The 12,253-nt window shown below is 61.6% G+C and carries 8 protein-coding genes and 1 pseudogene; 7 read left to right on the top strand and 2 right to left on the bottom strand.

Annotation, left to right across the window (positions count from 1 at the left end; translation table 11 throughout):
* Nucleotides 1-104 precede the first annotated feature (104 nt).
* Nucleotides 105-775 (bottom strand): annotated as a pseudogene (locus EAV90_RS02160) (nitroreductase).
* A gap of 364 nt (nucleotides 776-1,139) precedes the next feature.
* Here EAV90_RS02160 and EAV90_RS02155 point away from each other — a divergent pair.
* The 4 genes from EAV90_RS02155 to scpA all read left to right on the top strand — a co-directional run bounded on the left by EAV90_RS02155 (nucleotide 1,140) and on the right by scpA (nucleotide 8,942).
* A complete protein-coding gene (locus EAV90_RS02155) occupies nucleotides 1,140-2,672 on the top strand; it encodes an acyl-CoA carboxylase subunit beta (RefSeq protein ID WP_129142450.1) in 1,533 nt (510 codons plus the stop codon).
* Between the two features lie 5 nt (nucleotides 2,673-2,677).
* A complete protein-coding gene (locus EAV90_RS02150) occupies nucleotides 2,678-4,693 on the top strand; it encodes an acetyl-CoA carboxylase biotin carboxylase subunit (RefSeq protein ID WP_129142449.1) in 2,016 nt (671 codons plus the stop codon).
* A gap of 110 nt (nucleotides 4,694-4,803) precedes the next feature.
* Nucleotides 4,804-6,684, top strand: a complete 1,881-nt coding sequence (locus EAV90_RS02145; RefSeq protein WP_129142448.1) for a methylmalonyl-CoA mutase family protein — start codon at nucleotides 4,804-4,806, stop codon at nucleotides 6,682-6,684.
* 35 nt (nucleotides 6,685-6,719) lie between these two features.
* A complete protein-coding gene (scpA, locus tag EAV90_RS02140; RefSeq protein WP_245509444.1) occupies nucleotides 6,720-8,942 on the top strand; it encodes a methylmalonyl-CoA mutase in 2,223 nt (740 codons plus the stop codon).
* Nucleotides 8,943-9,335: 393 nt separating this feature from the next.
* On the opposite strand, the gene EAV90_RS02135 is transcribed toward scpA, so the two are convergent.
* Nucleotides 9,336-9,581 carry a Dabb family protein gene (locus tag EAV90_RS02135; RefSeq protein ID WP_129142447.1) on the bottom strand — a complete coding sequence of 82 codons (246 nt, stop codon included), beginning with the start codon at nucleotides 9,579-9,581 and terminating at the stop codon, nucleotides 9,336-9,338.
* A gap of 373 nt (nucleotides 9,582-9,954) precedes the next feature.
* On the opposite strand from EAV90_RS02135, the gene panD reads away from it, so the two are divergent.
* The 3 genes from panD to panC are packed head-to-tail and all read left to right on the top strand — an operon-like array spanning nucleotide 9,955 to nucleotide 12,172.
* A complete protein-coding gene (gene panD, locus EAV90_RS02130) occupies nucleotides 9,955-10,419 on the top strand; it encodes an aspartate 1-decarboxylase (protein WP_129142446.1) in 465 nt (154 codons plus the stop codon).
* A 17-nt stretch (nucleotides 10,420-10,436) separates the two neighbouring features.
* Nucleotides 10,437-11,327, top strand: coding sequence for a 3-methyl-2-oxobutanoate hydroxymethyltransferase (gene panB / locus EAV90_RS02125; RefSeq protein ID WP_129142445.1), 891 nt, complete (start codon nucleotides 10,437-10,439; stop codon nucleotides 11,325-11,327).
* Nucleotides 11,324-12,172 (top strand): pantoate--beta-alanine ligase, encoded by an 849-nt coding sequence (gene panC / locus EAV90_RS02120; protein WP_129142444.1) that lies wholly within the window; start codon nucleotides 11,324-11,326, stop codon nucleotides 12,170-12,172. Before panB ends, panC begins: the two co-directional genes overlap by 4 nt.
* Nucleotides 12,173-12,253: the final 81 nt, after the last annotated feature.

Raw genomic sequence — 12,253 nt, 5'->3', positions numbered from 1 at the left:
ATTGGTAGCCTCATCTTGTTCTGGATGTGCTGTTCCGGTGCGAACAGGCCGCCAGTTCTATGCTGGGAAGGTCGGCGCCAGGCCCCGTCGACGACCCAGCGTTGTCAATTTGTCGCAAATCCTATGTAGCGAACGAATTCGAGTTCGGCTCGCGATCTGACTCGACCGTATTTGCGGGAAAGCTATCGTCTGGATACCCCATCGCGATTTAGGTCAGCACGACTTCGCCCTCCGGGATAAAGGCAATCTCTCGGATGATATCGGAGCGCGCAATCCCTTGACCGTTGACAACCGTTCCGAGCCCCTGATCCCAGGCGGCAAGTACGATCCCATAGCAAAGGGCGCCGAGATCGAAGTGACAGGTTGCGCCCGGATCAAGGACCTTGTCGGTAGGTGACACCGGAGCGTCGAATTGCCTGAAACCGCGTAGCGTCCAGTCTTGACGTCGAGCCCTGTCGTCCCGCTCGATGCCCATCGCCCGGAACTGCTTCTTCGCCACGCCGATCTGACGGTCTCGGTGGCGACCTGCGTACTCATGATGGGTGAAAGTATCTCGCTTTGCCCGAGCGCCAGCCATCATCTCTCCCATGTTGCTGGCGCGCACGCGCGCCAATGGTTCGCCTGTCAGAACCTGCACATGCCAAAGCTGGCCGTCCATCGAAGAAGGGGCGCGTTTCGCTAACGCAATGACTCGATCGATCAGTTGCAGCGGAACCGGGTTCCGGTAGAAACCGCGAATGCTTCTTCGTGTCCGTACAAGCCTTTCAAACACCACGGCATTATCGAGATCCATATCTCGCTCCCTGGACCCAATGCGGGCCTATCTCCCAGTCTTTGACCGCCGTTGGTCCGATCATAGGTGACGATATTTGCTTGTCAAACAGCAAGTCATGTGGATTATTGTCCACCGGTGCCGTCGGGATCGAACGCGTCGGAGCGTCTCGCGCGGCGGCCCGACATCTCCAATGGGGAAAACCGATTGTGTCTAATCAAGCCCTCCCGGACTGCCTTTTCAGTCCGAAGATTATGAGTGACCGGGGCCCAGAGCTTAGCTCGATCCAACCACTGCACTTTGGCAGGCCACGAAGGCATTTCACACGTCTGCGCTCTCCGAGACTGCTCAGAAGAGGCCGAAATTAATGTTCGTTGTGATCAACAGGCTCGAAGATTGCCGTGCCGGTGCCAAGCTCGGCGGCGGGGAGAAGCGCATCGAGGCGCAGCATGCCCGCGGCAAGCTGACCGCACGCGAGCGCATCGAGCTCTTGCTCGACAAGGGATCGTTCGAGGAATTCGACATGTTCGTCGAGCACCGCTCCACCGAGTTCGGCATGGAGAAGAATAAGATCCCCGGCGACGGCGTCGTCACCGGCTGGGGTACCGTCAACGGCCGCAAGACGTTTGTCTTTGCCAAGGACTTCACAGTGTTCGGCGGCTCGCTGTCCGAAACGCACGCGCTGAAGATCACGAAACTCCAGGACATGGCGATGAAGGCGAGGGCGCCCATCATCGGCCTCTATGACGCGGGCGGCGCCCGCATCCAGGAGGGCGTCGCCGCGCTCGCGGGCTATTCCTACGTGTTCCGCCGCAACGTGCTCGCCTCCGGCGTGATCCCGCAGATCTCAGTCATCATGGGCCCCTGCGCCGGCGGCGACGTCTATTCGCCCGCGATGACCGACTTCATCTTCATGGTGAAGAATACCAGCTACATGTTCGTCACCGGCCCGGACGTCGTGAAGACCGTCACTAACGAGGTCGTCACGGCGGAAGAACTCGGCGGCGCCTCGGTGCACGCCACGCGCTCCTCGATCGCGGACGGCGCCTTCGAGAACGACGTCGAGACGCTCTTGCAGATGCGGCGCCTGATCGACTTCCTTCCGTCCAACAACACCGACGGCGTACCGGAATGGCCGAGCTTCGACGATATCGGTCGCGTCGACATGTCGCTCGATACGCTGATCCCCGACAATCCGAATAAGCCCTACGACATGAAGGAGCTGATCCTGAAGGTCGTGGACGAGGGCGACTTCTTCGAGATCGCGGAAGCCTTCGCCAAGAACATCGTCACCGGCTTCGGCCGCATCGCGGGGCGCACCGTCGGCTTCGTCGCCAACCAGCCGATGGTGCTGGCCGGCGTGCTCGACTCTGACGCATCGCGGAAAGCGGCGCGCTTCGTCCGTTTCTGCGACGCCTTCAACATCCCGATCGTCACCTTCGTCGACGTGCCGGGCTTCCTGCCCGGCACCGCACAGGAATATGGCGGCCTGATCAAGCACGGCGCGAAGCTCTTGTTCGCCTATTCGCAGTGCACCGTGCCGCTGGTCACCGTCATCACCCGCAAGGCCTATGGCGGCGCCTTCGACGTCATGGCGTCCAAGGAAATCGGCGCCGACATGAACTACGCCTGGCCGACCGCCCAGATCGCGGTGATGGGCGCCAAGGGCGCGGTCGAGATCATCTTCCGCTCCGACATCGGTGATCCCGACAAGATCGCCGCGCGCACCAAGGAATACGAGGACCGTTTCCTGTCGCCGTTCATCGCCGCCGAGCGCGGCTATATCGACGATGTCATCACGCCGCACTCGACGCGGAAGCGGATCGGAAGGGCGCTGGCGATGCTGAAGGACAAGAAGGTCGAAGCGCCGGCGAAGAAGCACGACAATCTGCCTCTGTGAAAAGCATGTTCAAACGCATTCTGATCGCCAATCGCGGCGAAATCGCCTGCCGGGTCATCAAGACTGCCCGCAAGATGAAAATTGAGACGGTTGCGGTCTATTCCGAGGCCGACCGCGATGCCCTCCATGTCGAGATGGCCGATGAGGCGGTGCTGATCGGCCCCCCGGCCGCGGCCGAGAGCTACCTGGTGATCGAGAAGATCGTGGAGGCCTGCCGCAAGACCGGGGCCGAGGCCGTGCATCCCGGCTACGGCTTCCTGTCCGAGCGCGAAGCGTTTCCGCGCGCACTGGAAGCCGCCGGCATCGTCTTCATCGGCCCGAACCCCGGCGCGATCGCGGCGATGGGCGACAAGATCGAGTCCAAGAAGGCCGCCGCAAAAGCAAAAGTCTCGACCGTGCCGGGCTATCTCGGCGTCATCGAGGACGACAAGCACGCGGTCCGCATCGCCGACGAGATCGGCTACCCCGTCATGATCAAGGCCTCGGCCGGCGGTGGCGGCAAGGGCATGCGCATCGCCCATTCGAAAGCCGAGGTCGCCGAGGGCTTCAACCTCGCCAAGGCCGAGGCCAAGGCCTCGTTCGGCGATGACCGCGTCTTCGTCGAGAAGTTCATCGTCGATCCCCGCCACATCGAAATCCAGGTGCTCGGCGACAAGCATGGCAACGTGATCTATCTCGGCGAGCGCGAGTGCTCGATCCAGCGCCGCAACCAGAAGGTCATCGAGGAAGCGCCGTCGCCGCTGCTGGACGAGGCCACCCGCCGCAAGATGGGCGAGCAGGCGGTCGCACTGGCCAAGGCCGTGAATTACGATTCCGCCGGCACGGTCGAGTTCGTCGCCGGCCAGGACAAGAGCTTCTACTTCCTGGAGATGAACACGCGCCTCCAAGTCGAGCATCCCGTCACCGAGCTCGTCACCGGCGTCGACCTGGTCGAGCAGATGATTCGCGTTGCCGCCGGCGAGAAGCTCGCCATCGCGCAGAAGGACGTCACGCTGACGGGCTGGGCCGTCGAGTCGCGACTCTACGCCGAAGATCCGTTCCGCAACTTCCTGCCCTCGATCGGACGGCTCGTGAAATATCGTCCGCCGGCGGAAGTGAGCCACGAGGGCATCACCATACGCAACGACACCGGCGTGCAGGAGGGTGGCGAGATCTCGATCCACTACGATCCGATGATCGCCAAGCTGGTCACGCATGCACCCTCGCGCGCTGCCGCTATCGAGGCGCAGGCGACCGCGCTGGACTCGTTTTATGTCGACGGGATCAGGCATAACATCCCGTTCCTGTCGGCACTGATGCATCATCCGCGCTGGCGCGAGGGAAGGCTCTCGACCGGCTTCATCGCCGAGGAATTTCCCAAGGGTTTTGCGGTGCGCGTGCCCGAAGGCGAGGTTGCGCGTCGTATCGCCGCGGTCGGCGCCGCGATCGATCACGTGCTGGGGGCGCGCAAGCGGCAGATCTCCGGCCAGATGGGCGGCCGCGTCGTGCAGCGCGAGCGGCATCGCGCAGTCTGGCTCGACCGCCAGGAGATCTTGCTCGAGGTCGGCCGCGAAGGCGAGGCGATCGCGATCCGCTTCGTCGACGCCGAAGGCAAGGCCGGCGCTGCGCATCTGTTGCAGTCGCCGTGGGAGCCGGGCGATCCGGTCTGGCAGGGCACCATCGACGGCCACTTCGTCGCGGTGCAGGCGCGGCCGATCCCGAACGGCATTCGTCTGGCGCATCAGGGCGTCGAGGTGCCGGTCTATGTCTGGACCGAAACCGAAGCGACCTCGGCGCGACTGATGCCGGTGACGACGGCCTCCGACACCGGCAAGAAGCTGCTGTGCCCGATGCCGGGCCTCGTGGTCTCGATCGCGGTGACCGAGGGGCAGGAGGTCAAGGCCGGCGAGACGCTGGCGGTGGTCGAAGCCATGAAGATGCAAAACGTGCTGCGCGCCGAGCAGGACGGCACCGTGAAGAAGATTCACGCCAGCGCCGGCGCGACGCTTGCGGTCGACGCGCTGATTTTGGAGTTTTCCTGAGTACCGCAAAGATCGCGACCTGAGATGGGCAGCCGCCTGCAGGACTTCCGGTTAGCTCTAGACAGAAGTGACGTTGGGCGGCTCGGCTCACTTGGGACGGGGTGGAGTTGATGAATACCGAACTATTTGCATTGGCATCGGGCTTTGCGCCCGCTTCACACGAGGACTGGCGCAAGCTGGTCGATGGCGTGCTAAAGGGAGCACCGTTCGAAACGCTGATTGGCAAGACGTACGACGACTTGAGAATCGAGCCGATTTACCGCCGCGCGAAAGACGTCACGCCGATCGTGGGGCGGGCACCCGCGGCCCCTTGGCAGATCATGCAGCGCATCGATCATCCAGACGCGGCAACGGCAAACAGGCAAGCCCTTCAGGATCTGGAGAATGGAGCGACGGGCCTGGCGCTCGTCTTTGCCGGGGCTAACTGCAGCCGCGGGTTCGGTCTAGATCAAACGGCGGGTGCCGTCGCCAAAGCTTTAGAGGACGTCCACCTTGATGCCGGCATTGGGATTGAACTTCAGATTGGTACACAAGGGCGTAAGACCGCGATCCATGTCGCGGAATATGTGAGGTCGGTCGGCCTCGATCCAGCCATCTGCGACATTCGATTCGGGCTCGATCCGCTGGGCGCGTGCGCCCTTCGCGGACGCAGTCCATACACTTGGGACGAAATCGCGCGGACCGTTGCCAGCACGATAAAAGGGCTTGTAGCGCTGGGGTTCAAGGGGCCGTTCGCCGTGAGCGATGGCAGTATCGTTCACGATGCCGGCGGCTCGGAAGTGCAGGAGCTTGCCTTCGTGCTTGCCTGCGGGGTGGCATATCTGCACGCTATGGAAGCGGGGCGCATTCCGCTGGATCAAGCACGAAGTATGATTTATGCGCGGCTCGCTGCTGACGCAGACGAGTTTTTGACTATAGCCAAATTCCGCGCCTTACGACTACTCTGGGCGCGCATCGAATCGGCGTGTGGTCTTGAGCCAAAGCCGCTGTTCATTGCGGCCGACAGCTCCTGGCGCATGTTGACCAGGCGCGATCCCTACGTAAACATGTTGCGCGCTACCTTGGCGACATTCTGTGCGGGAATCGCCGGTGCCAATGCGATCACGATTCTCCCGCACACGTTGGCGTTAGGCCTTCCGGACGCGTTTGCGCGGCGCGTGGCGCGTAACACGCAGCTTCTGCTGTTGGAGGAAAGCAATCTGGCCAAGGTTAGCGATCCTGCCGCAGGTGCTGGCGGCATTGAGGCGCTAACAATAGAGCTTTGCGAGGCGGCCTGGAGGAGCTTTCAGGAGACTGAAGATGCCGGAGGCATCTTTGCCACTCTCCAACAGGGAACGCTTCAGGCGAAGATCATAGCTACGCGCAGAGCGCGCGATGCCAATCTCGCGAAGCGCCGCGAGCCGCTGACTGGAGTAAGCGAGTTCGCAACCCTTGGCGAAGGCGCAGCGTCGGTACTGAACGTAACACCGGTGGCTCTTCCGCCTGAGGTTGGCCAGAGATTCGTATTCGATGCACTACCGCCGATCCGGCTTTCAGAACCATTTGAAGCGCTCCGCGACAAGTCCGATGCCATACTGAAGCTATGCGGCGTGCGGCCGCGAGTGTTTCTTGCTAGTCTGGGCACACCGACCGACTTTACGGCCCGCGCGAGCTTTGCGAGGAGCTTCTTCGAAGCCGGAGGAATTGAGGCTATCGACGGCGCAGGCGTCGCCGACCCAGCCGAGCTCGCCCTCGCATTCACGGGCTCTGGTGCCGCACTCGCCTGCCTTTGCTCCAGCGATAAGATCTATGCGGAACGCGCCGAGATCTCCGCCCAAGCGCTTCAGCAAGTCGGCGCTAGGCACATCTATTTGGCGGGACCTCCCCCTCAATTCGAGGCCGCGTTTCGGCGGGCTGGCATCGGCAGCTTCATTCACGTCGGTTGCGACGCCTTGGCGACGCTAAATGCCGCTTACGACTGGATCCAAAACCCGAAGATTTCCTTCGGATAATCGCTAATCGAAACGCGAGCACTCAAATGTCATCCATCGGCGGTATCCCGCATTTTGCAGATGTTACTTTCGAAAGGTGCTCGGTCGTCGCCTCTTCTGTTCCCGTCGATCCGTGGGTCACTCCGGAGGGCATTCCGGTCAAGTCAGCATACGGAGAAGCAGATATCGCCGGGCTCGATTTCCTCGAGACCTATCCGGGTATCGCGCCTTACCTGCGCGGCCCCTACCCGACCATGTATGTCAACCAGCCCTGGACGGTCAGGCAATATGCCGGCTTCTCCACGGCGGAGGATTCCAATGCGTTCTACCGGCGTAACCTCGCGGCGGGACAGAAGGGCCTCTCGGTCGCCTTCGATCTTGCCACCCATCGGGGTTACGACTCCGATCATCCGCGCGTCGGCGGCGACGTCGGCATGGCCGGTGTGGCCATCGATTCCATCTACGACATGCGCACGCTGTTCGCGGGGATTCCGCTCGACCAGATGAGCGTGTCCATGACCATGAACGGCGCGGTGCTGCCGATCCTCGCGCTCTACGTCGCCGCCGCCGAGGAACAGGGCGTGCCGCCGGAGAAGCTGTCGGGCACCATTCAGAACGACATTCTGAAAGAGTTCATGGTGCGCAACACCTATATCTACCCGCCCGCGCCCTCGATGCGGATCATCTCGGACATCTTCGCCTACACCTCCACGAGGATGCCAAAATACAATTCGAACTCGATCTCCGGCTATCACATGCAGGAGGCCGGCGCGACGCAGGACCTCGAGCTCGCCTATACGCTCGCCGACGGCGTCGAATATCTGCGGGCCGGCCTTGCCGCGGGGCTCGACGTCGACCGCTTCGCGCCGCGCCTGTCGTTCTTCTGGGCGATCGGCATGAACTTCTTCATGGAAGTCGCCAAGCTGCGCGCCGCGCGCCTGCTCTGGGCGAAGCTGCTGAAGCCGTTCAATCCGAAAGATCCGCGCTCGCTGTCGCTGCGCACGCATAGCCAGACCTCGGGCTGGTCGCTGACCGCGCAGGACGTCTTCAACAACGTGATGCGCACCACGGTGGAGGCGATGGCGGCGACGCAGGGCCACACCCAATCGCTGCACACCAACGCGCTCGACGAGGCGCTGGCGCTGCCGACCGATTTCTCGGCGCGCATCGCGCGCAACACCCAGCTCTTCCTCCAGCAGGAGAGCGGCACCACGAGGATCATCGATCCCTGGGGCGGCTCCTATTACGTCGAGCGGCTCACGCGCGACCTCGCGGCCAAGGCCTGGGGCCACATCCAGGAGGTCGAGGAGCTCGGCGGCATGGCGAAAGCCATCGAGGCTGGCGTGCCGAAGCTGCGCATCGAGGAAGCTTCGGCGAAGACACAAGCGCGCATCGATGCCGGCAGGCAGGCGGTGATCGGCGTCAACAAGTACAAGCCGACCGACGAGGACAGAATCGAGATCCTGAAGGTCGACAACAGCAATGTTCGTCGCCTGCAGATCGACAAGCTGGCGCGGCTGAAATCCGAGCGCAACCAGAAGGACGTCGATGCTGCGCTCGCCGCGATCACGCGCTCGGCCGGCGAAGGCAACGGCAATCTGCTGGCGCTCGCGATCGACGCGGCACGCGCCAAGGCGACCGTCGGCGAGATCTCGGACGCGATGGAGAAGGTGTTCGGCCGGCACCGCGCCGAGATCAAGTCCATCACCGGCGTCTACAAGCGGGAGGCGTCTAGCATGGGCACCCAGGTCGAGAAGGTTCAGGCGCTGATCGACGCCTTCGAGGAGGCGGAAGGCCGCCGCCCGCGCATCCTGGTCGCCAAGATCGGCCAGGACGGCCACGACCGCGGCCAGAAAGTGATCGCCTCGGCGTTTGCCGATATCGGCTTCGACGTCGACATCGGGCCGCTGTTTGCCACCGCCGACGAGGCCGCGCGGCAGGCCGTCGAGAACGACGTCCACATCCTCGGCGTCTCTTCCCTGGCGGCCGCTCACCTCACCGCCGTACCGGAGCTGAAGGCCGCGCTCAAGAAGCAGGGCCGCGGCGACATCATGATCATCGTCGGCGGCGTGGTGCCGCCGCAGGATTACGATGCGCTCTATGCCGCCGGCGCCGAGGCGATCTTCCCGCCTGGCACCGTGATCGCGGACGCCGCCGAAGAGCTGATCCGCAAGCTGAATGCCCGGCTCGGGCACAACGGGGCGGCATCGCCTGAATACAAAGCTCACCCGAACGCTCGTCCGAATATGACTAGCAGGCAGCAATCATGTCGACTCTAGACCGAATTCGTCATGAGATAGATCACATGCGCGTTCAGATCGGACGTCACCGTAGGGACGCATCTCGACTGCGACATGCAGGAATAGACGTGGGCGCAACGGAAGTGCTCATCGGCAAGATACAGGCGAGACTTCAAGAATTATGCTCTGAAAGAGATGAGCTGAGAAAGATGCAGCCGAGTCCGACAAAGGGTCGGGTCGGTCATCGGAAATGGTGACTCCGAGAGCTGGCGCAGTCGAGATTGCAGTGCCAGCCCTTCGTCCATAGCTCTGCCGGAATACGTGGCAAAGTTCCCTCCTATGGTCGACCCGCGAGACATTGCCTCGCCGCGGTCGGCTCCATCAGGGCAGCTCTGTGACCTGCATCGGACTTACGGGGGGACATCAGCCAAACTATAGACGATCGAAACCCAGTTCTCTCAGTGGTCGCAGCCGCCTGATCGAGCCTTTGTAAGTTGCGAGCTCAGCTTCATTGTCGAATTGACCACAAACTACGATGTCGATGTCGTTCCCGAGTTCGTCAGTCTTGGGGTTGCGGGCGACCTCGAGCCGGCGCGCATGCGGGATTGTGGTGCCATCGATTATCCGATCGATATAGGCGTTGCTGTTTGCAGTGAGGAAAACGATGTGACGACTCATGGCGGCCCTGGCTGTGCGCGATGAGTGTTGCCAGGCGACCTATCGGGGTTTCGAAATGGCTGTCCACTTCAAAAAACGAGTTGTCTGACGGTCCGTGTGGTCCAACAAGATCCAACTTCCTCGATTGAACAAGTGGAGCGCCTGAATGTGTTCGAAATATCGGCGCCTGGCGTGTGGCAACGCAGCCTTTCGTATGACTAATAGTTGGGAAGTTCTTGCGCGATGATCGCGCGACCATTGGTCGTTCCTTCGCGTCTAGCTGTTGGTTTTGAGAGAGATTTTTCTTTTTGTATCTCTGAGTTGACAGTTTCATCTCGTGCTCCATAGGAGAGTCGGTTTTAGGGACGCGAGGCAGGCTCAAAGGAACTTTCAGATGAGAAAAGTGCTGGCTGCAAAGCTGCATGGCATCCACGTTACGGAAGCCAATCTTCACTATCACGGCTCGATCACGCTCGATCCGGATCAGTGCCATGAGGCCGGGATCCTGCCGATGGAATTCGTGGATATCTGGAACAAGAACTCCGGGGCGCGAATTTCGACTTACGTCATTTTCGGCGCGGGCGGCTCGCGTTGCTGTGTCCTCAACGGCGCCGCCGCGCGCACCTGCCAGGCAGGTGATCAAATCATCGTCTGCAGTTCGACCTACGTAGATGAGAGGGAACTCGCTCGGCTGAGGCCACGAATCCTTACGTTCGATCGCCACAATCACATTTCCGATCGCATGACCTACTCAGTCACTCGCGATGCAACTGGGCGTTATGGCTTCGAGATATTAGGTAAGGCAGGGGACGTGAAAACTGTACCACTTCGATCCGCGGAATCGAACTGGGTCGGCTGACGAGACAGGGGGCGGGAATGAGCCACACCTCAAAAGCCGCAGGCGAGCGGGTCACGCTTCCCAGGCTGCAACGGTGGAAGGAGGAGGGGCGGCGTCTCGTGATGACGACCGCCTATGATGCGGTTACTGCCCGCATTGCGGATCCGATGGTGGATATGATCCTTGTCGGAGACAGCGTTGGCAACGTGTGCCTCGGATTCGACAATACGCTGCCGGTCAGCATCGCGATGATGAATCACCATCTTGAAGCGGTTGCGCGTGTGAAACCTCGCGCCATGCTCGTGGCCGATATGCCATTTCTGAGCTTTCACCTCAGCCCGGAGGACACGATCCGCAACGCCGGAGGCTTTTTGCAGCGTGGCGCCGACGCCGTAAAGCTCGAGGGCGGATTCAAACGCGTCGAAATGATACGTGCCCTGGTCCAGTGCGAGATCCCGGTGATGGGTCATCTCGGCCTGACCCCGCAGAGCGTCAATGCGATGGGTGGATTCAAGGTGCAGGGCCGCAAGGCCGATGACGCCGTGCGTCTGCTCGACGACGCCCATCGTTTGCAGGAGGCCGGCTGTTTCGCTCTGGTCCTGGAAGGCATTCCGGCCGAGCTCGCTGCGCGAGCGACAGAAACGCTGACCATACCTACCATCGGGATTGGCGCAGGTCCTGGCTGTTCGGGGCAAGTGTTGGTGTTCCACGACGTGCTTGGCTTGATCGAAGGCCATGTCCCAAAATTCGTTCGCACCTACGCCGACGGCTTTCGCGTGTTGCAGGAGGCGCTGTCGCGTTGGGTTGCCGATGTCCGTGACGGTGCCTTTCCGGCACCGCAGGAGTCTTATCGGCTTCCCGAAGGCATCGGTGAGACGATCGCAAACTGGACGCCTTCAAACCCAACCCGATGTGAAGCGCAACAATGAAGACAATCACGACTGTCGCCGAGCTTCGCGGCGTTCTCGCGGCGGCTCGCAGAGCAGATAAGCGTGTCGGATTTGTACCGACAATGGGCTATTTGCACGACGGCCACCTGGCGCTGATCGAGGCCAGCCGGGCGCAATGCGACTTCACCGTGGTTAGCATCTTCGTCAACCCCACTCAGTTCGGGCCAAACGAGGATCTCAGCACCTATCCACGCGACTTCGCGCGCGATGAAAAACTTTGCCGCGATGCGGGCGTTGCGATCATCTTCGCTCCGGGCGCAGAGGAAATTTATCCTGCTCAATTCGAGACCTTCGTCGAACCGGGCGAACTCGCGAAACCGCTTTGCGGCGCGTTCAGGCCGGGACATTTTCGCGGGGTCGCGACGGTCGTAAGCAAGCTGTTCAACATGGTGCAGCCGGACGTAGCGTTCTTCGGGCAAAAGGATTTTCAGCAGTGTGCGGTCGTGCGTCGCATGACCATTGATCTGAATCTGCCGATCGAGATCGTTGTCGTGCCGACCGTTCGGGAATGGGACCGTCTCGCAATGAGCAGCCGCAACCGGTATCTCAGCGAGGAAGACCGGAGGCAAGCCCTCGCCATCAGTCGTGGGCTCTTCGCCGCAGCAGAGGAGTTCGGCTTGGGAGAGCGGAACGTGGACCTGCTGATTGCAATCGCCCGGAGGCATTTGGAAACGGTCGATAGTCTGCAGTACCTTGAGCTTGTTGACGGCGACACGCTCAAGCCCGCCGCAAGTCCGCTGCATCGCCCCGCGGCACTGTGCGTGGCGGCCTATGTCGGGTCGACGCGGCTAATCGACAACGTCGTACTTCAGCCAACTCCGTAGCGCGACTGGGGCGAAAGAATCGTCTTGATTGATGCTGCTCCGACGCGAAGCGCTCCGGCAAGCCGTCCTCACCTCCGTGGG

This window comes from Bradyrhizobium vignae (assembly GCF_004114425.1).
Lineage (GTDB): Bacteria > Pseudomonadota > Alphaproteobacteria > Rhizobiales > Xanthobacteraceae > Bradyrhizobium > Bradyrhizobium vignae.
This window is presented reverse-complemented; position numbering and strand designations above follow the sequence as displayed.